Source organism: Curtobacterium sp. L1-20, assembly GCF_048755855.1.
Taxonomy (GTDB): domain Bacteria; phylum Actinomycetota; class Actinomycetes; order Actinomycetales; family Microbacteriaceae; genus Curtobacterium.
In genome coordinates this window covers 526,053-545,726 of sequence record NZ_CP151473.1, presented here as the reverse complement: position 1 = coordinate 545,726, position 19,674 = coordinate 526,053, and the positions used below count along the sequence as shown (strand labels likewise).

Here is a 19,674-nt window from a genome sequence, read left to right as displayed (position 1 = left end):
CGTCGCACGGTCGGCGCACGCCCCGCGGGCGGCTGGCCCTAGTGCATGTACAGGCCGCCGTCGACGTTCAGCGTCTGGCCGGTGACGAACCCGGCGTCCTCGCTGATCAGGTAGGCGATCGCGGCGGCGATGTCCCGCGGAGTACCGATGCGCGGCAGCACGCCGTCGGCGGCCATCTCGGCCTTCCGCTCCTCGGAGAGGGTGCCGCCCATGATGTCCGTGTCGATCGGGCCGGGGGCGATCGCGTTGACCGTGACGCCGCGCGGGCCGAGCTCGCGCGCCAGGCCACGGGTCAGGCCGATCACGCCGGCCTTCGCCACCGTGTAGGGCGTCTTGCTGAACGTGCCACCGCCGCGCTGCGCGGAGACCGAGGACAGGTTGACGATGCGCCCGTACCCGCTCCGCACCATCGACTCCGCTGCCCGCAGGCTCGCGAAGTGCACGCCGTCGAGGTTGATCGAGAGCACCCGGTGCCACTCCCCCTCGGGCAGGTCGAGGTAGGCGTGCGCCGAGGAGACCCCGGCGAGGTTCACCAGCGCGGTGACCTGGCCGAGCCCGGCCTCGATCGTGTCGAACGCGGTGCGGACGGCGGACTCGTCGGCGACGTCCGCGCCGACGCCGACCGCTCGGACGCCGTGCTGCTCGTGGATCTCGGCGGCGACCTGCTCGCTCGCCGACTGGTCGAGGTCGATGATGCCGACGTCCCACCCGGCCTCGGCCAGGTGGTGTGCGGTGGCGCGCCCGATGCCCCGGGGCGAGGCGGCACCGGTGAGGACGACGGTCCTGCTCTGGACGTTCTCGCTCATGGTCGTCCCCCTCAGTGGATCGGCGCCGGGCCGAGCTCGTCGAGGAGCTTCTGCATCGCCACGTACGCCCGGTTCCGGTAGGCGACGAGCTCCGGCGTGCGGTCGGCGGGCACCTGGAGGTAGCCCGCGCCGGACTTCGTGCCGAGTTCACCGGCGTCGACGTGCTGCTGCAGCGACGGCGGGGTCGCGAAGCGCTCCGGCCAGCGGGTCTGCAGCGACTCGAAGCAGAACGCGTAGACGTCGAGCCCGGCCATGTCCGCGATGGCGAACGGGCCGAAGAAGGGCAGGCGGAACCCGAAGGTGGTCCGGACGATGGTGTCGATGTCGTCGGGGCTCGCGATGCCCTCGTCGGCGATCTTCGTGGCCTCCTCGAACAGCGCGTACTGCAGGCGGTTCAGGACGAACCCAGTCGAGTCCTTCACCCGCGCCGACTGCTTGCCGGTCGCGGCGACGACCGTCTCGCCGACCGCGATCGCGTGCTCGTCCGTGGTCGGGTGCGGGATGAGCTCGACGCCGGGGATGAACGGTGCCGGGTTCGAGAAGTGCACGCCGAGGAACCGCTCCGGGCCCACGACGGCCTCGGCCAGCGACTCGATCAGGATCGTCGACGTGTTCGAGCCGATCACGGCATCGGGGCGGGCGGCCTCGCTGATCCGGCGCAGGGTCGCGTGCTTGATCTCGAGCTTCTCCGGTACCGCCTCCTCGATGAAGTCGGCCGTTGCGACCGCTTCCTCGATCGAGGCGGCGGCGCTGAGGTGCGCGTCGACGCGCGAGACGGCGTCCGCGGGGAACAGGCCGTCCGCGACGAACTGCTCCGTCTCGGTGATGAGCCGGGCCCGGTTGGACGCGGCGATCTCGGCGGACACGTCCGCGATCCGGACGGTGTGGCCGGCGAGGGCGAGGACCTGGGCGATCCCGCCGCCCATGTAGCCGGACCCGACGACGGCGATGTCGAGGGTGCTCATCGGTGGACTCCTTGCTTCGTCGCCCCGACCACGGAGGTGGCCAGGACGGACCGGATGTACTGCTGGTTGGTGGCGCAGACGCCGAGGCTGTCCCCGCCGTACTGCTCCGTCATGACGATCCCGCGGAACCCGTCGGCGACGGCGTCGCGGAGGACCTGGCGGTAGTTGATGAGGCCCGTCTCCATGGTGCTCGGCACGCTCGTCGCCCAGCTGCCGTCGGCGGCCTCGTCGCGCGTGTAGTTCTTCACGTGGAGGTAGTTCGTGTACGGCAGCGTCTTCGCGAACAGCTCCTTCCAGTCCTCCACCGGCCGGTGCAGTCGGATGAGGTTGGCGACGTCGGCGTTGAGCCCGACGGTGTCGAGGCCGATCTCCTCGATCAGGCGCACGGCGCTGTCCGCGGTTCCGAGGTACGTGTCCTCGTAGAGCTCGAGCGCCATCGGCAGCCCCACCGACGCGGCGTGCTCGCCCAGCTCGCGCAGCCGCGCGACCGCGGCCCGACGGACCTCGGGGTCGTCCGGGTCCTTCGGCCCCTGCGCCGTCCAGAACCACAGGGCAGCCCGCTGCGCGTCGTTGAACGGCTGGTGCAGACCGGTCGAGAAGACCTGCATGCCCCACTCGGCTGCCGCATCGATCGTGCGGTGGGCGTAGGCGAGGTTGTCCTCCTCGTGCCCGGGCTGGACGATGCTCCTGCGCTGCAGGTGCACCGAGGGGATGCCCACGCCGTGCGCCTTCGCGATCGCGAAGAGCTCGTCCCGTCGCGACCGCTCGAGGTCGGCCGGGCGGATGTGGCTGTCGGCGAGTTCCGCGAGCGAGAAGCCGACGGCCTCGATCTGCGCGAAGACGTCGTCCCAGACCTCGGGGTCCGCGTCGTGGAAGGCGACGCCGTCACGGGTGACCGGAGGGAACCCGTGCAGGCACGTGGCGATCGGCCAGGTGTCGGACGTCCACGACTCGGGGTTCCAGTCCTGGTCGACCCAGTCCTGCGGTGTGCTCACGGGATGCTCCTTCGCATGATCGGTTCAGCGCTGAACCTCTTTCCTATAGGAAAGATACTCGTGCTGCTCCGGAACGCAACCCCTCCCGGTCAGCCGGTGTGCGTGGCGTCGGCGCGCGACCGGACGCGCACGGCCTCCAGGTGTGACCGCATCGCCGTCACGGCCTCCGACGGCCCCGTCGTCAGCGCATCGAGGATCGCCCGGTGCTCCGCGACCGCGCGGGCCGTGTCGTCACCGCCGCCCTCGACGATCTGCCGCATCCGGTGGACACGGGTCGTGATGATCTCGGACATCTCCTCGAGGAACGGGTTCCGCGTGGCGTCGAACAGCACCTGGTGGAACTGCCAGTCGCTCCGGAAGAAGCGGGCCATGAGCTCCTCGGGCGCGTCCTCGGCCCCGATGGCCGCGACCTCGTCAGCCACCGCCGCCTGCTCCTCGAGCGCGGCCGCGAGCCGCGAGCACAGCGACGCGACGTCACCGCGGGCGGCGAGTTCGACGGCGCCGCTCTCGATGATGAGGCGCGCGTCGAAGAGCGCCTCGAGCTGGTCGCCGGCGAGCGGGGGCGCGACGCGGTAGCCCTTGTTCGCCTCGCGGGTGACGAGGCCGGTGCGCTCCAGCTGCACGAGCGCTTCGCGCACCGGGGTCGGCGACACCCCGAGCGTGCGGGCCAGCCCGTCGATCGACAGCCGCATGCCCGGCTCGACGTCGTGACCCATCAAGACGTCGAGCACCCGGTCGTAGACGCGGTCGCGCAGACCGAGCTGCGTGATGCGCTCGGTCCCGAAGCCGGGCACGGTCGTCGACATGTGTCGATCCTAGAGAATCGACGATCGTGGGACCGCGCGAGTGCGAGCGGGCGACCGCGAGACCGCATGCCCGCGCACCCCGGCGCGCGGATCAGTAGAGCGCGTCGATCCCCCGCAGGTCGCCGAGCCCGAGCGTCCGCTGGCCCGTCTCGCACGTGGTCGCAGCCGGCTTCATCACCAGCCCGCTGTTCTGCGCGGTGTGCCCGAGCCCGAACGCGTGCCCCCACTCGTGCGTGGCCACCCCGCGCAGGTCGAACCGGGGGCCCGAGCACGTCGTGGCGGTGTTCCACTGCTGGCCGGTCGTGTACCGCTGGTCGACCTCGACGGCGACCCCGGACCGCGACCAGACGCAGGTCACCGCGAGCGTGCCGGACGGCAGCGACCCCCAGCCGACGACGCTGGCGCCGCTCGACGTGCCGCACCCTCCCGCTGCGGTGACACCGGTCGCCTGGGTGGTGTTCCCGGCGAAGCGTTCGGATGCGGACGACGTGACCTTCCTGCCGCACGTCGCGATCGCGCCGGTCCACGCGTCGGCGCCGGACCGGATCGTCGCTGCACCGGACACCTTCTGCCCCGTCGGGTTGTACCGCCACGTGACCGGCGCGGACCAGTGGAACCCGAGCCGGGTGAACGTCGTGTTCGTGCAGCTCGAGGGCTTCGACGCGGTGGCCGCCTGCGGGGTGGCCGTCAGTCGCGACCGGAGGGCGTCGCGCTCCTGCCGGACCGCCGCGGCGGACCCCGTCCACGCGTGGTCCACCCGCACGGCGAGTCCCGCGCGCCCGGCGTTCGTGATCGACACGTCCCCGTCGTCCGCCGTCCCGGACGCGGCGACGGGCAACGCCGACACGGTGGAACCCGGTGCGGGGACGGCGAAGCGTCGACCGTCGGGCAGCACCACGGTCCCGGTGGACACCGCGCACCCGGTCGCGAGGTCCGCGACGGTGATCCGGTCCCCCCGACAGGTGGGCGCCGCCTCGGCGCGCTCACCGACCACCGGCGAGGCGACGATCGCCGTCACCACCATCCCGAGCACGACCGCGCCTGCGGTCACGGATGCCTTGCGCACGTTCCGACCCTCCTGGTCCGTCCAGCCGCAGCAGTCCGTTGCGCGGCGCAGACAGTGTGCGGAGCGCTCCGCCGCCGGGTCAACCCCCCGAACTGGCCGGTCCGGACCGCGTCCCAGCGTGTAGTCCGGCAGGATCGCTGCATGGGATCACCGTCCGTCGTCGTCATCGGGTCGGGCATCGCCGGCGCCGCCACCTTCTTCGCCCTGGCACGACGGGGCGCGTCCGTCACGCTCGTCGACGACGGCGCGACCGGTCAGGCCACCGCGGCGAGCGCCGGGATCCTGCAGCCCTGGTCGTCCGCGATCGAGGGCCCGTTCGCCGACCTCTACGTCCGCGGCGCGGCGTACTGGCCGGAGGTCCTCGCACGCCTGGCCGAGGTCGGCGTCACGCGCACCGGCCACCGACGGAGCGGGGCGCTCGTGGTGAACGCGGACCCGGCGGAGGTCGACGCGGCCGAGGCCCGCGTGGAACGACGGCGCGCCGCCGGACCGGACGTGGTCGGCCGGGTCGAGCGCATCGGTGGGGACCGTGCCCGCGCGCTCTTCCCGCCGCTCGCGACCGGCCTCGACGCGCTCTGGATCGAGGGCGGCGGGCGCGTCGACGGCCGGACCGTGCGGGACGCGTTGCTCGACGCGGGAGAACGCCTCGGCGGGGTCCGGCGCCGGGGACGCGCGGCACTGCTCGGCGCCGGACGCGTCACGGTGGACGGCGCCGTGCTCGACGCGGACGCCGTCGTCGTCGCCGGCGGCGCGTGGACGTCCGCCCTGCTCGCGGAGGTCGGGGTCCGGGTGCCGGTCGCCCCGCAGCGAGGCCAGATCACGCACCTCGCGCTGCCCGGCGTCGACACGACGCACTGGCCCTCGGTGCACCCGCTGTCCCACCACTACCTCGTGGCGTTCGACGGCTCGCGGGTGGCGGTCGGAGCCACGCGCGAGACCGGGAGCGGCTTCGACGCGCGCGTCACCGCAGCCGGCCAGCTGCAGGTCCTGCGCGACGCGCTGTCGATCGCACCGGGACTCGCGGACGCGACGGTCCTGGAGACCCGCGTCGGCCTGCGACCGCTCGCCGACGACGCGATGCCGGTCGTCGGCGCGGTCCCCGGTCACGCCGGGCTGTTCGTGGCGACGGGCTACGGGGCGGCCGGCCTCACGATGGGGCCGTTGCTCGGCGACGCCCTGGCCCGGCGGGTCCTCGGCGAGCCGGCTCCCGAGCTCGACGCGCTCCGGCCCGTCACCGTGGGCGTCGCTCCCGACGAGCAGGCACCCGCGGCGTCGCGGACCTAGCGGGTCCGCGCGGGCGCATCACGCCAGACGCGCCGCCACGAACTCGACCATCCGCCGGACCAGCAGGGCACGGGACGGAGCACGGCGGTACTCGTGCCCCTCGCCGGCCAGCTCGAGGTACTCGACGTCGTGGGACCGCTCGCGCAGCGCGGCGACGACCTGGTGCGCCTCGCCGATCGGCACGTTCGTGTCGAGCTCGCCGTGCACGACGAGCAGGGGGGCGGCGACGTCGTCGACCGCCCGCATCGGGGAGAGCGCCGCGAGCAGGTCCGCGTCGTCCTCCGGGTGCCCGTACTTCGTCGCCGCCGCCGAGGCGATCCACGGCTCGGTGTCCCGGTAGAAGGTCGCGAAGTCGCTCATCCCGCACACGGCGACGCCCGCCGCGAAGACGTCGGGCGTGAAGGCGAGGGACGCGAGCGTCGCGTAGCCGCCGTACGACCGGCCCTCGACGGCGACCCGCGAGCGGTCCGCGTACCCGTTCGACACGAGGTACCGCGCGCAGTCCACCACGTCGGCGAGGGCGTTCCACCGCAGGCCGAGGTCGTCGGCGTGCACGAAGTCACGGCCGTACCCGGAGGACCCGCGGATGTTCGGCGCGAACACGGTGACGCCCGCTGCGGCGAGCGCCTGGTGCTGCGGGGAGAACGTGGGTCGCTCCTGCGACTCCGGTCCGCCGTGCAGGTGCACGAGCGCTGCGCGCGGGCCGGGAGGAACGTCCCGCGTCGTGACACCGGCCTCCGCCGCCGGGACGGCCGGCTCCACCGCCCGGTACAGCCACCCGGTCAGCTCCAGTCCGTCGCGCGCGGCGAACCGCTCGAGCGTCGGCTCGACGAGCTGCACCTCCGGCAGCGCGGGCACGTCGGTCACGCGGCTCCAGGTGAGTGCGTTCGTGTCGAGCCGCCACAGTTCCCGGGGTCGCGTCGGCCCCTCGACGGCGAGCAGGACGCTCCGCCCGTCGCGGCTCAGCACCGGGTCGGTGACGACGTACCCGGGCAGGTCCGGCACCGGGGTGCGGGAGGCGTCGTGGGTGTTGAGCAGGTCGAGTTCACTGCGCCCGTCGACGTTCCAGACGAGCAGCAGCGTGCGGCCGGCGTCGTCGGCGTCGAGGTACTCGAGCTCGGCGTCGGCGCGCTCGAGGATCCGTCGGGGTGTGCCGCGCCACCCGTGCGGGCCGACCGGCTGGGCGACGAGCCCGCGGCGGGGCAGTCCGGCCTCGGTGGCGACGTAGGCGACGAGCGGGCTGGTCTCGCTCGCGGGCGACGGGCGGAGGAACGCGATCTCGGCGGAGCCGTCGTCCGGGTCGGTCAGCAGCGCGTGGCTCTCGTCGGTCAGCCGGTCCACCACGACGACGAACTCCTGGCCGCGCTGCCCGTCGCTCAGGACGACGAGCCGTTCCTCCACCGACAGGTCGAGGACGTGGATCAGCTCGCCGACGGCCAGGTCGTCGCGGTCGCCGGACACCGGGTCGACCAGGTACGAGCGGGCCGGCTGGTCGGGCTCGGTCGAGGGCAGCGTGATCACGACGCGGTGGCCGCTGCGGCTCCACGGCCCGAGCTCGGCGTGCTGGTACCGCGACCCGGCGATCTGCGCGGCGTCGGAGCCGTCCGGCCGGACCACCCAGACCTGTTGCTTGACACCGCCGTCGGTCGCGATCGCGACGGCGAGCCACTCGCCGTCGGACGACCACGTGACGCGGACGACCGGGTCGTCGGACAGCCGGATCCGGACCGGCTCGGGCAGCGCGCCGTCGACGACGACGTCCTGCACGAAGACCTCCGGCGTGCCGTGCCGGTCGCTCACGAACGCCACCCGGCGGGCGTTCCGGGTCATCGTCGGACCCCAGGACCCCCAGGCGGCGGTGAGCTGCTCGCCCAGGGCGACCGCGGCGGTGGTCGTGACCGAGCGACGGACGTCGGCCGGCGGTCCGACGCGGTCCGCGCCTCCAGACCGGGGTGCTCCGACCGCACGGGTGCCGTTCACCGCACTCCCTGGTGCTGCAGCCACATCTCGATGAGGCCGAGCTGCCAGAGCGCGTTGGCGCCGATCTCGGTGCGCGTGCCGTTCGGGTCCTGCAGCATCCGCACGACCGTACCCGGGTCGAACAGTCCGCGCTCCCGCGCCTCCGGCGCGTGCAGCGCCTGCCGGACGCGCTCCAGGTACGGACCCTCGAGCTGCCGGATCGCGGGGACCGGGAACGATCCCTTCGTCCGGTCGATGACCGCGTCCGGGACGATGCCGCGCGCCGCGCGCTTCATGACGCCCTTCCCACCGTCGGCGAGCTTCTGCTCCGGCGGGATCGTGGCGGCGAACTCGACGAACTCGTGGTCGAGGAACGGCACGCGGGCCTCGAGTCCCCACGCCATCGTCATGTTGTCGACGCGCTTCACCGGGTCGTCGACGAGCATGATCGTGGTGTCGCTCCGGAGTGCCGCGTCCACGCTCGTGTCCGCGCCGGGCCGGGCGAACTCCGCGTCCACGAACGCCGACGGGGTGTCGTCGTCGCTCCGCCAGCGCTCCCCGAGCAGCGGCTGGAGCGCCGGCCAGCGGCGGTCCATGAACACCGAGCGGTAGGCCTCGGCCGCCTGGTCCCGCGGGGTGGCGGCGAGCGGCGGGTACCAGCTGTAGCCGCCGAGCAGCTCGTCCGCGCCCTGCCCGGACTGCACGACCTTGACGTGCTGCGAGACCTCCTGCGAGAGCAGCCAGAACGCGACGCAGTCGTGGCTGACCATCGGTTCGCTCATCGCCGCGACGGCACCGTCGATGCCGGCGAGCAGCCGCGAGGACGGGATGGCGATGCGGTGGTGGTCGGTGCCGAAGTGGCGTGCGACCGCGTCGGAGTACTCGAACTCGTCGCCGGACTCGCCGCCGGCCGCCTCGAACCCGATGCTGAACGTGGCGAGGTCCTGCTGGCCGGCCTCGGCGAGGAGCGCGACGACGAGCGACGAGTCGATGCCGCCGGACAGCAGCACCCCGACGGGTACGTCGGCGACCATGCGGCGCTCGACGGCGGTGCGGAGCTTCTCGGTGAAGCCGTCCTGCCAGTCCTGCTCGCTCCAGTCGGCACGGGCCGGGTCCCGGGCGAAGCGGGGCTCCCAGTAGGTGGTGTCGCTGAAGGCGCCGGACGGCTCGACGACCCGCACGGTCGCCGGCGGGAGCTTGCCGACGCCGGACAGGATGGTGCGCGGCGCCGGGACGATCGAGTGGAAGGTCATGTACGACGCGAAGGCGACCGGGTCGATGGACGTGTCGACGCTGCCGCCGTCGCTCCCGTTGCCTGCCAGGACCGCCGGCAGGGAGCTCGCGAAGCGGAGCCCGCCCGGGACCTCGGCGACGTAGAGCGGCTTGATGCCGAGTCGGTCGCGCGCGAGCACCAGCCGGCCGCTGGCGTGCTCCCAGATCGCGATCGCGAACATCCCGACGAGGTGCTCCACGAAGCCGGTGCCCCACTCGGCGTAGGCGGCGACGATCACCTCGGTGTCCGAGGTCGAGTCGAAGGTGTGCCCCTTGGCGTGCAGTTCGTCGCGGAGCTGGCGGTAGTTGTAGACCATGCCGTTGTAGGCGATCGTCAGGCCGGCACGCGACACCACCATCGGCTGCGCCCCCGCGGTCGACAGGTCGACGATGGACAGCCGACGGTGGCCCAACGCCACCGGGCCACGGGCCCAGAGCCCGTCGCCGTCGGGGCCGCGGTGCCGGAGGCACCCCGTCATCCGCGCCACCGCACCGACGTCCGGCGCCGTCCCGTCGAACCGGATCTCGCCGGCCAGTCCACACATCAGCGCGCTCCCTGCGTCGGTCGTGCTCCGGTGATCCACGTGTCCTTCGCGCCGCCGCCCCGTGACGAGTTGACGACCATGCTGCCCTCCGGGGCGACCCGGGTGAGCGCGACGTCGGCGAGCCGTGCGTCGTCCGGACCGGTCCCGGTGACGTACACGAAGGCCCGGAGGTCGACGTGCCGGGGGTCGAGCCCGGCCGGGCCGATGACCGGGTGCGACGAGAGCTGCACGACCTCCTGGCCGACCCATCCCGCCGGGTCCGCGGCGATCGCACGGCGGCGTTCGGCGACCTCGGGGGCGCTGGCGCTCGGGCCGATCAGCACACCGCGGCCGCCCTCGCCGTCGACCGGCTTCGTCACGAGTTCGCCGACGCGGTCGAGCACCGACAGGCGTTCGCCCTCGATGCTGGTGCGGTAGGTGGGAACGGACTCGAGCATGGGCTTCTCCTCGAGGTAGTACCAGATCAGGTCGGGGACGGAGACGTACATGGCCTTGTCGTCGACGAGCGCGTTGCCCGGCGCGTTGGCGAGGTACACGGTGCCGGCCGCGGCGGCGTCGAGGATGCGGGCGCCGAGGCCCGGTGTCCGGTCGCCCTCCGACTGCCGGTCGCCCTCTGCCGGCCGGTCGCCGTCGCGCTGCCGGTCGCCCTCCGGCCTCCGGGGGTCGCTGGTCAGCGCGCTGACGTCGCGGTCGATGCGCAGGTAGAGCGCGTCCAGGACGTCTCCGGTCGCCGCCTCGACCACGCGCCCGTCGCGGACGTCCAGGTCCGACCCGGTCAGGAGGCGCATCCCGGCCCCGTCGGAGAGCCGCCGGTGCTCGTACCAGGCGCCGGCGCCGGGGCCGTCCGACACCAGGGCGACGACCGGGTCCGGGTTGCCGGTCACCGCGGTCGCGTTCGTCCGGAGGGTGTCGCGCAGCTGGTCGAGCACGGTGTGCGGGTCGCGCAGGGCGTCCGGACGCGGCGCGTCCGGCACCACGTCGTCCATCATCTCGCGGAGGGCGAGGCCGTACGCGACGCCGGAGGGCGACCGGACGTTGTCCTCGAGGACCCGCCACCCGCCGAACTCGTTCCGGACCAGGTCGAAGCCCATCACGGGCGCCCGGACGGCCGACGCCGGCAGTCGGACGGCGTCCGGGTCCCAGCCGTTCGCCCCGACGAAGTCCTCCGCGTCCATCGCGCCGTCGGCGACGATCCGCTGCGGCCCGTACGCGTCGCGGAGGAAGAGCTCGATCGCGCGGGCGCGCTGCGCGAGGCCGGCGGCGAGCTGCGCCCACTCGTAGGCGCTCACGGCGCGCGGGACGAGGTCGCACCCGAAGACCTGGACGCCGCCGTCCACCACGAACCCGACCTCGTGCTCGCGGGTCCAGACGTCGCGGGCGGCACAGCGCTCGATGGTCGTGTCGGCGTCCCAGCCCCGGAAGAACGCGGCGAGTTCGCGGAACGCCGGCCGGGGACGGGCGCCCGGCCCGACCGCCTCGTCGCCCGCGCGGACCCGGTAGGCCGGGATGGTCACGACCGGGTGCTCGTCGCGTCCGGACGGCGTGCCCGCCGTGTCCTCGACGACCTGCGCCACCACGTCGTCGAGCTCGCCGCGCTCGGCGTAGGCGGTGCGCTGGCGGTCGGTCGAGTTGCCGCGGGCGAGGGTGTCCTCGAGGAGTCCGGTCACGGTGGCCCAGTCGCCGAGTTCCTCGAGCTCGGGACGGAGCCGCGACACCAGCTGCCGCACGGCGGTCTCGGCCGGCAGGCGTTCCGGGTGCTGCCCGAGGCCGAGGAGCTCACCACTCAGGCCACTCCGTGCCGCCTGCCACATGGCTGCGCGGTGCACGGGTTCGCTGCGGGGCTGCCACTCGCGTCCCGACCCGACCGCGACCTCGGCCTTCCGGACCGCGGCGCGGAACAGCCCGGCGATGAGGACGGCGTCGTCGACCACGGGGGTGGCGTCGCAGACGCGGAGCTCGAGCGTCGGTGCGTGGGACGACGGCCGCACGTCGAAGTACGCCATCTTCCTGTCCGCGATGACGCCGGACGCGATGAGGTCGTCGAGGACGCGGTCGTACTCCGCGGCGCTCTCCACCCGACCGAAGCTGCCGGCCGACGGCCAGCGCTGCCAGATGATGCTGCGGAACGACGCGTACCCGGTGTCCTGGCCGTTCCAGAACGGGCTCGACGCGCTCAGCGCGAGCAGGACCGGCAGCACGGGGGCGACACGCTGGGCGATCTGGACGGCGAGGTCGCGGTCGCTCACACCGACGTGCACCTGCAGCCCGCAGATGAGCTGTTCGTCGACGAGCATCCGGTACTGCTCCTGCATCCGGCCGTACCGACCACCCGAGGTCAGCTCGAAGTCGGCGTACTCGGAGCGCGGCGCCGTCCCGGCCGCGGCGATCGTGACGCCGGCCGGCGCGATCGCCGCGCTCAGTTCGCTGCGCAGGTCGACGATCACGCGACGCAGGTCGTCGAGCGTCCGGACGACCGGGGTGTTCGTCTCGATGGTCGTGCGCTGGAGTTCGGCGCCGAACCGGTGTGCGGGCAGTCGGGGGAGAAGACGCGGGGCCTTCGCGGAAAGTCGTCCGGACTCGAGGTCGATGAGGTGCAGCTCTTCCTCGGCGCCGAGCGTCAGCTCTGCACTCATGTACGGAACCTACTGGCACGAGCTGTGGTCGAGCGGCCTGTCGGCGCAGATGTTCCAAACCCGAAACACATCCACGGGGTACACCCGCGCTGTGAACCGCGCGGTCGCACCACGTAGGAACGAGGGATGCCGACCACCGTGTTCTGCCTCCACGCCCTCGGGTCGAGTTCCGAGGAGTTCGTCGGCCTCCGCACCCGGCTCGCCGGCACCCTCGACCTCGTCGGCATCGACCTGCCCGGCTTCGGTCGGTCGTCCGCCGTGACCGGCACCACCGTCGAGGAGATGACCGAGCTCGTCGAGCGCGCCATCGGCCGGAGCGGTGTCACCGAGTGGGCGCTGATCGGACACTCCATGGGCGGGAAGGTGGCGTCGGTCGTCGCGTCCCGCACCGTCGACGGGTCGAACGGGCTCTTCGGCCTCCGCGCCGTCGTCCTGCTCGCCGCGTCGCCCCTCTCCCCCGAGCCGATGGACGACGAGCGACGCGCCCAGATGCTCGGGTGGGCCGCGGACGGCGAGATCGGTCCGGACGAGGCCGAGACCTTCGTCGACGCGAACACCGCGTCACGCCTGCCCCTCGAACCGCACACCCAGGCCGTCCACGACGTGCAGCGCACCGCCCCGCAGGCGTGGACCGACTGGCTCGTCCGCGGCAGCCGCGAGGACTGGTCCACCGCGTTCCCGCCGAACCCGGTCCCCGCCCTCGTGCTCGCCGGTGCCGAGGACGGGGACCTCGGTCCGGACGCCCAGCGCGACCTGAACCTGCCGCACTGGACCGCCGGCGAGTTCGCCGTCGTCCCCGGCGCCGCACACCTGCTGCCCTGGGAGCAGCCCGACGACGTCGCCGACCGCATCCGCGACTTCTGGCGCCGCCGCGTCGACCACGGACCCGTCGTCCCGACCGAGACCGCCCGCGTCATCGCGTCGCCCCGCGTCAGCGCCCGCACCCGCGGCATCCTCGCCGTGCGCGCACTGCCCGACGCGCCCGACCGCGAACCGCGCGCCCTGAGCCGCGCCCAGCTCGACACGCTCCGTGCCGTCGCCAGGGTCGTCGTGCCGCAGCCCGGCGACCGGCACCTCGACCTGGCGCTGCGCGTCGACGACCAGCTGGCCGACGGACTGGGCGACGGCTGGCGCCCCGACGGTCTGCCCGCCGACCTCGACGCCTACCGGGCGGCACTCGACGCACTCCAGGCCGAAGCCGCACAGGGCGACGAGCACCTCGCCGACGTGCTCGCGACGGTCGACGCCGGCGCGTACACGCCGGCGGTCGGTGGCCTCGACGCCGCGCAGCTGCAGGCGTGGGCGGAGGACGCCGGCGTCGACCTGGCGAAGCAGTGGGTGGCGCACCCGGCCACGATGGCCGACATCGACTACGACGGCTTCGCCAACGGCGGCGACGGCGTCCGCAAACAGGGCTTCCTGCTCCTCGGAGCCGGACAGCGAGAAGCATGGGAGCCGGCAGGAGCCGAACGATGAACCTCGACGGACAACGACGGTACGACGAGGACGAGGTCGTCGACGTGGTGGTCGTCGGCACCGGGGCAGGTGGGGCACCGCTGCTGGCGACCCTGGCACGTCGTGGCCTGCGGGTCGTCGCGCTCGAGGCCGGGCCGAACACCGAGCCGGGCGACCACACGCCCGACGAGGTCGAGGCACCGGGCGACATCAACTGGATGGACGAACGCATCAGCGGTGGCAACGCGCCGACCGCGTTCGGCCCGAACAACAGCGGCACCGGGGTCGGTGGCTCCACGCTGCACTGGGGTGCCTTCACGCCACGGCCGAACCGCCACGACATCCGGCTCCGCACGGACAGCGGGCAGGGCGAGGACTGGCCGGTCGACCACGACGAGCTCACCGGCTGGATCGAGCAGGTCGAGCACGACGTGGGCGTCGCCGGCCCCGCGCACTACCCGTGGGACCCGGAGCGCCGCTACCGGATGGGGCCGCCACCGCGGAACGCCTCGTCGGACATGATGATGCGCGGCGCCGCCGCCGTCGGGATCACCGCCACCGACGCCCCGGTCGGACTCACCACCGAAGACCGGCACCAGGAGCACCACGGGCTCCGCCAGGCCTGCGTCTCGTGCGGTTCATGCCACCAGGGCTGCCGGAACGGTGCGAAGGTGTCGATGGACACCACGTACCTGCCCGCCGCCGTCGCCTTCGGGGCCGAGATCCGCGCCGAGGCGTTCGTGCACGGCATCGAGCTCGACGCACGCGGCGAGGTCGAGGCGGTCGTCTACCGCCAGGGCGGCCGCGACCACCGGCAGCGGACCCGGGCACTCGTGCTCGCCGCCGGCGGCATCGAGACCCCGCGGCTGCTGCTGCACACCGGGATCGCGAACAGCAGCGGACAGGTCGGCCGGAACTTCACCGCGCACGGTGCCACCCAGGTGTGGGCGACGTTCGACGAGTCGATGCGCTCCTACCGCGGCTACCCGTCGTCGATCATCACCGAGGACTTCGTCCGTCCGGACGGCGCCGACTTCGCCGGTGGGTACCTCATCCAGAGCCTCGGCGTGCAGCCGCTGACGCTCGCCACCTCGCTCGTGCGCGGTGGCGGCCTCCGCGGTGCCGCGCTCGTCCGGGCGCTCCAGGACTACCCGCGGATGGCCGGGGTCGGCATCAACGCCGAGTGCCTGCCCTACGACGACAACCGCCTGGTGCTGACCGACGAGGTGGACGCCCACGGGGTGCCGAAGGCCCGCGTGACGTTCTCCCCCGGGTCGAACGAGGAGGCGATCGCGGCCCACGCCGTGCGCACAATGACGTCGATCGTCGAGGCCGCCGGCGGGACGGACGTGAAGGTGCTCGACCGCACCGCGCACACGGTGGGCACGGCACGCATGGGCACCGACGCCGCGACCTCGGTCGTGGACGCCGTCGGCCGCTCGTGGGACGTGCCGAACCTGTGGATCGTTGACAACTCGGTGTTCCCGAGCTCCCTCATCGCGAACCCGGCGCTCACCATCATGGCGCTCTCGCTCCGGACCGCCGACCGCATGCTGGCGGGCGACGTCCGCGCCGACCGCGAGGCGGCCCTCGCGGTCGTCTGATCGGAGGGCCGGCCGTCGCGGCGGCGGCACTCCGCCCCGCGTCGGCTCCGGAGCGTGCGGCAGCGCGGGCGCCCGCGTCGATGCGGGGTCAGCCGCGGGTCCGTGCGAGCCGGCGGTTGAGTGCGCCGTTCAGCAGCGCCACCAGCAACCCGACCGCGAACACGAGCGTCCCGAAGCACAGCACCTGTGGCGGCATCCCGGCCTTGGCGGCGCCGTACACGAACAGCGGGAACGTGACGGACGGACCCGCGACGAACGACGTGATCACGTAGTCGTCGATCGACATCGCGAGCGCCAGCAGCCCCGCGGCGAGCATGCCCGGGGCCAGGAGCGGCAGCGTCACGAGCCGGAAGGCCTGGAACGGCGTCGCACCGAGGTCGCCGGCCGCTTCCTCCAGCACCTTCGACGTCCCCGCGATCCGCGCTCGGAGCACCACCACGACGTACGCGACGTCGAAGGCCACGTGGGTGATGAGGATGGTCCAGAACCCGGTCCCGAGCCCGACCGACAGGAAGAACGACAGCGAGGCCGAGCCGACGACGATCGACGGCGCCGCGATGTCCGCGAAGACGACGGAGCTGACGACCCCGCGCCCCGGGAACCGGTAGCGCTCCAGGGCGAGCGCCAGCGGCAGCCCGATCGCCACGGAGAGGACCGCCGCCAGGAACGCGACGAGCACGGACGTACCGAACGCCGCCCCGAGCCCCGACACGTTCCAGAGGTTCTGGTACCAGTACGTGGTGAACCCGTTCCACGCGAAGGTGAGCCGGTTGGTCGGGGCGTCGTTGAAGGAGTACGCGACCATGTAGACGATGGGGACGAGCGTGATCGCGATGACCACCCAGTACACGATCGCCAGCCACGGCCCGCGGCGTGTGGCCCCTCCGCGGCGGCGGCCCGCTCGCGGAGCGGTGCCGGAGGTGACCGGTGCGACGGGTGCGGTCGACCCCGGACGGGTCGGTGTGACGGCGGTCATACGAGGTCCTCGAGGTCGTCGGTGCCGGACACCCGGGCGTAGATGAACAGGATGACGCCGAGCACGACCATGAGCACGGTCGAGAGCGCGGCGGCGACGTTGTACTGCTGGTTGCCGGAGTAGGCGTCCTGGATCGCCTGGCCGATCGTGTACGTGTTCGTCCCGCCGAGGAGCGCGGAGTTGACGGGGTCACCGACGCAGTCGATGAAGACGAGCAGGACGCCTGCGAAGATCCCGGACCGGGACAGCGGCAGCGTCGTGTGCCAGAAGGCGCGGACCTTCCCGGCGTACAGGTCGTTGGCGGCCTCACCCAGGCGCGGGTCGATCCGCTCCAGTGCCGCGTAGATCGGCAGCACCATGAACGCCAGGTCGTTGTAGGCGTTCCCGAAGATCACCGCGCCGGACGTCCCGAGGACGTGGAAGTCCTTCCCCGCGAGGCCGAGGGCCTGCAGCGTCGTCACGACCGGCCCCTGGGACGCGAGCACGAACGCCCACATGTCGGTGCGGATGACGAACGACACCAGGAAGCTGACGAAGACGAGCATGAGCAGCGGGTTCTTCCACCGCGCCGACACCCGGAACGCGATGAAGTACGCCACCGGGTAGCCGACGACGATCGTCGCGATCGTGGCTGCGAGGCCGTACCAGAGCGACCGCAGCAGGAACGTCAGGTACGGCACCTGCGGGTCGACGAACAGCGACGAGTAGATCCCGAAGTTCCACGTGAAGGTGTAGCCGTCGTCCGGGTTGCCGGACATGAGCGACACGACCAGCCCGGACACGAGCGGGATGACGAAGAACACGCAGAGGTACGCCGTGCCGACGATGCCGAGCAGGAAGGGCACCCGCAGCCGGCGTCGGCCCGGCCCGGTCCCGACCCCGGCGATCGCGGCGGTCCCCACGGCGGTCACGACTGCACCACCGCGTTGAAGATGCCGTTCCACTCCGAGTACTCGTCGTAGTTCTCGAACACCCGGAACTCGTGGGAACGGTCGAGCACGTCCTTCGACGGGAAGACGAGCGGACTGTCCGCGACCGTCGGGTCCTCGAGGACGTCACGCACGTACGCCTCGGCCCCGGGGACGGGGCAGACGTAGTTGACGTAGTCCTCGACGATCCCGGCGATCTTCGGCGTGTAGTAGAAGTCCATCCACGCGAGCGCCGAGACCGGGTTGGCCGCCTGCCTCGGGATCATGAGGTTGTCGTGCCACATCATCTGGCCCTCCTCGGGCGTGACGAAGCGCAGGTGCTCGAACCCGGACTGCTGGGCCTGGAACACGTCGCCCGACCACGCCTGCGTGATCCAGGTGTCACCGTTCTCGAGCTTGTTGATGTAGCTCTGGTCGTAGAACCCGGTGACGCTCGGGCGGAGCTTCCGCAGCCAGTCCTGGGCCGTCCGCCAGTCCGACGGCGTCGAGGTCTCGGGGTCGATCCCGTTCGCGAGGAGTCCGAGGGAGCCCAGTTCGGTGTTGTCGCTCATGAGTCCGACGCGCCCCGCGATCGCCGGGTCGAGGAGGTCCTGGAACGACGTGATCTCGCGGTCGACGTACTTCGGGTTGTAGGCGAGTCCGGTGAACCCGGTCTGCCAGACCACCGAGTGCTTGTTGTCCGGGTCGTACGTCGGGTCCGTGACGGAGTCGCCGGCGTACTTCGCGACGTTCGGCAGCCGGGAGTGGTCGAGCTCGCACACGAAGCCGTTCTTGATCATCTGGGTCAACTCGAACCCGTTCGTCATGACGACGAGGTCGTACCCGGTCGAGCCCCGTGCCCGGAGGATCGGAGAGACGGTCGCGTAGAAGGTCGCGTTGTCCTGGATCACGGCCTGGTAGTCGACCGCGATGCCCGTCGCCTGCTCGAAGAGCCGCAGCGACTCGGACTTCCCCTTGTCGGAGTCGATGTAGAGCGGCCAGTTCGCGAAGTTCAGGTGCTTCGTCGGCTTCGCGTCGGCCCAGAAGCGCTCCCAGTCCACCTCGGTGCCGGCGAGCGACGCTGCCGAGCCCTTGATGCTGCAGCCGGCGAGCAGCGCCGCCACCGCTGCGGCCCCGCCGCCCGCCAGGAACCCACGGCGGCTGACGCGCGCGGACGTCAGTCCGCGTGCCAGGTCCGGCCTGCTCACGCGACCGCTCCCACGGTCGCCGGCTCGGACGCCAGGCGCGGCTCGCCCTGGTCGGTGACGGTCGCGTCGGACGCGGGGTGCGCCTGCAGGCCGAAGCCGTGGTCGACGCCCCACGTCAACCAGACCTCGGTCCCGGTGGCGAGGCGCGGGCCGCCCTTCGAGTTCTGCGCGAAGACGGAGACCCGACCGGCACCCGGGACGTCCACGAGGTACTGCGTGCTCACGCCGGAGAACGAGACGTCGACGACCCGTCCCGGCCCGAGGATGTTCCGTCCGGCCTCCGGCGCGGGTTCCGCCGTGCGGATCTTGAGCTTCTCCGGACGCACGCCGACGACCACGCGTCCGGTGGTGGCGACGGCGCGGGCGGTCGGGACCGAGAGCGTGCCGGCAGCGGTGGCGACGACGAGGAGCTCGCCGTCGGTGCCGCGGACGTCGCCCTCGAGGAGGTTCGACTGGCCCAGGAAGTTCGCGACGAACGCGGTGCGCGGGAGCTCGTAGAGTTCCTGGGGGGCGCCCATCTGCTCGATGCGGCCGCCGTTCATGACGGCGACCGTGTCGGCCATCGTCATCGCTTCTTCCTGGTCGTGCGTGACGTGCAGGAACGTCAGTCCGACCTCGGCCTGGATCGACTTCAGCTCGAACTGCATCTGGTGCCGGAGCTTGAGGTCGAGCGCACCGAGCGGTTCGTCGAGCAGCAGGAGCGCGGGGCGGTTGACGATCGCGCGGGCGAGGGCGACACGCTGCTGCATGCCACCGGAGAGCTGCGCCGGCCGCTTCGACGCGGAGTCCTCGAGTTCGACGAGTCGCAGGGCCTCGGTCGCCTTCCGTACCGGGTCCGGGATGCGCCGTCGCTTCAGCCCGAAGGCGACGTTCTCGAGCACGCTCATGTGCGGGAACAGCGCGTAGTTCTGGAACACGGTGTTGACGGGCCGCTGGTACGCCTTCGTGTCGGTGACGTCCTGGCCGCCGATCGTGATCGTGCCGCTCGTCGGTTCGTCGAGCCCGGCGACGAGTCGCAGCGTCGTGGTCTTGCCGCAGCCGGACGGACCGAGCAGGGCGAAGAAGGACCCGGCGGGCACGGTGAGGTCGAGCGAGTCGACCGCGGTGTGTCCGGGGAAGGACTTCGTGATCCGGTCGAGCCGCAGATCGGCTCCGGATTCGGCGAACGTGCCGGTCATTGCCATGGTGCCTC

At 72.6% G+C, this 19,674-nt stretch carries 15 protein-coding genes; 3 read left to right on the top strand and 12 right to left on the bottom strand.

Annotated elements, in window-relative coordinates:
* Positions 1-38 precede the first annotated feature (38 nt).
* The 5 genes from AAEP86_RS04070 to AAEP86_RS04050 all read right to left on the bottom strand — a co-directional run bounded on the left by AAEP86_RS04070 (position 39) and on the right by AAEP86_RS04050 (position 4,638).
* The gene (locus tag AAEP86_RS04070) at positions 39-806 is read right to left on the bottom strand and encodes an SDR family NAD(P)-dependent oxidoreductase (protein ID WP_420369259.1); all 768 of its coding nucleotides are present in this window, start codon (positions 804-806) and stop codon (positions 39-41) included.
* A gap of 11 nt (positions 807-817) precedes the next feature.
* The gene (locus AAEP86_RS04065; RefSeq protein WP_420369258.1) at positions 818-1,771 is read right to left on the bottom strand and encodes a 3-hydroxyacyl-CoA dehydrogenase family protein; all 954 of its coding nucleotides are present in this window, start codon (positions 1,769-1,771) and stop codon (positions 818-820) included.
* Complete coding sequence (locus tag AAEP86_RS04060) at positions 1,768-2,766, bottom strand: sugar phosphate isomerase/epimerase family protein (protein WP_420369257.1); 999 nt, start codon at positions 2,764-2,766, stop codon at positions 1,768-1,770. Before AAEP86_RS04060 ends, AAEP86_RS04065 begins: the two co-directional genes overlap by 4 nt.
* Positions 2,767-2,855: 89 nt before the next feature.
* Entirely contained in the window at positions 2,856-3,572 is a 717-nt protein-coding gene (locus tag AAEP86_RS04055) for a GntR family transcriptional regulator (protein ID WP_420369256.1), read from the bottom strand.
* Positions 3,573-3,663: 91 nt separating this feature from the next.
* Complete coding sequence (locus AAEP86_RS04050) at positions 3,664-4,638, bottom strand: matrixin family metalloprotease (protein WP_420369255.1); 975 nt, start codon at positions 4,636-4,638, stop codon at positions 3,664-3,666.
* A 141-nt stretch (positions 4,639-4,779) separates the two neighbouring features.
* Between AAEP86_RS04050 and AAEP86_RS04045 the strand changes: the two genes are divergently transcribed.
* Entirely contained in the window at positions 4,780-5,922 is a 1,143-nt protein-coding gene (locus tag AAEP86_RS04045; protein WP_420369254.1) for an NAD(P)/FAD-dependent oxidoreductase, read from the top strand.
* Between the two features lie 18 nt (positions 5,923-5,940).
* Here the strand turns inward: AAEP86_RS04045 and AAEP86_RS04040 are convergent, their stop codons facing one another.
* Genes AAEP86_RS04040 through AAEP86_RS04030 form a run of 3 tightly spaced genes read right to left on the bottom strand, consistent with a single transcriptional unit; the run spans position 5,941 to position 12,331 of the window.
* A complete protein-coding gene (locus AAEP86_RS04040) occupies positions 5,941-7,902 on the bottom strand; it encodes a S9 family peptidase (protein ID WP_420369253.1) in 1,962 nt (653 codons plus the stop codon).
* Entirely contained in the window at positions 7,899-9,698 is a 1,800-nt protein-coding gene (locus tag AAEP86_RS04035; RefSeq protein ID WP_420369252.1) for an N-acetylglutaminylglutamine amidotransferase, read from the bottom strand. Before AAEP86_RS04035 ends, AAEP86_RS04040 begins: the two co-directional genes overlap by 4 nt.
* Positions 9,698-12,331, bottom strand: a complete 2,634-nt coding sequence (locus AAEP86_RS04030; protein ID WP_420369251.1) for a glutamate--cysteine ligase — start codon at positions 12,329-12,331, stop codon at positions 9,698-9,700. The genes AAEP86_RS04035 and AAEP86_RS04030 overlap by 1 nt, the downstream gene beginning before the upstream one ends.
* A 126-nt stretch (positions 12,332-12,457) precedes the next feature.
* Between AAEP86_RS04030 and AAEP86_RS04025 the strand changes: the two genes are divergently transcribed.
* Both AAEP86_RS04025 and AAEP86_RS04020 read left to right on the top strand, forming a co-directional pair.
* A complete protein-coding gene (locus AAEP86_RS04025; protein ID WP_420369250.1) occupies positions 12,458-13,807 on the top strand; it encodes an alpha/beta fold hydrolase in 1,350 nt (449 codons plus the stop codon).
* On the top strand, positions 13,804-15,390 hold the full coding sequence (locus AAEP86_RS04020) for a GMC family oxidoreductase (RefSeq protein ID WP_420369249.1): 1,587 nt from the start codon (positions 13,804-13,806) through the stop codon (positions 15,388-15,390). The genes AAEP86_RS04025 and AAEP86_RS04020 overlap by 4 nt, the downstream gene beginning before the upstream one ends.
* Positions 15,391-15,478: 88 nt before the next feature.
* On the opposite strand, the gene AAEP86_RS04015 is transcribed toward AAEP86_RS04020, so the two are convergent.
* Genes AAEP86_RS04015 through AAEP86_RS04000 form a run of 4 tightly spaced genes read right to left on the bottom strand, consistent with a single transcriptional unit; the run spans position 15,479 to position 19,660 of the window.
* Positions 15,479-16,366 carry an ABC transporter permease gene (locus AAEP86_RS04015; RefSeq protein ID WP_420369248.1) on the bottom strand — a complete coding sequence of 296 codons (888 nt, stop codon included), beginning with the start codon at positions 16,364-16,366 and terminating at the stop codon, positions 15,479-15,481.
* Positions 16,363-17,277 (bottom strand): ABC transporter permease, encoded by a 915-nt coding sequence (locus AAEP86_RS04010; protein WP_420369247.1) that lies wholly within the window; start codon positions 17,275-17,277, stop codon positions 16,363-16,365. The genes AAEP86_RS04015 and AAEP86_RS04010 overlap by 4 nt, the downstream gene beginning before the upstream one ends.
* Positions 17,274-18,482, bottom strand: a complete 1,209-nt coding sequence (locus AAEP86_RS04005; protein WP_420369246.1) for an ABC transporter substrate-binding protein — start codon at positions 18,480-18,482, stop codon at positions 17,274-17,276. The genes AAEP86_RS04010 and AAEP86_RS04005 overlap by 4 nt, the downstream gene beginning before the upstream one ends.
* Positions 18,479-19,660 carry an ABC transporter ATP-binding protein gene (locus tag AAEP86_RS04000; protein ID WP_420369245.1) on the bottom strand — a complete coding sequence of 394 codons (1,182 nt, stop codon included), beginning with the start codon at positions 19,658-19,660 and terminating at the stop codon, positions 18,479-18,481. Before AAEP86_RS04000 ends, AAEP86_RS04005 begins: the two co-directional genes overlap by 4 nt.
* Positions 19,661-19,674 lie beyond the last annotated feature (14 nt).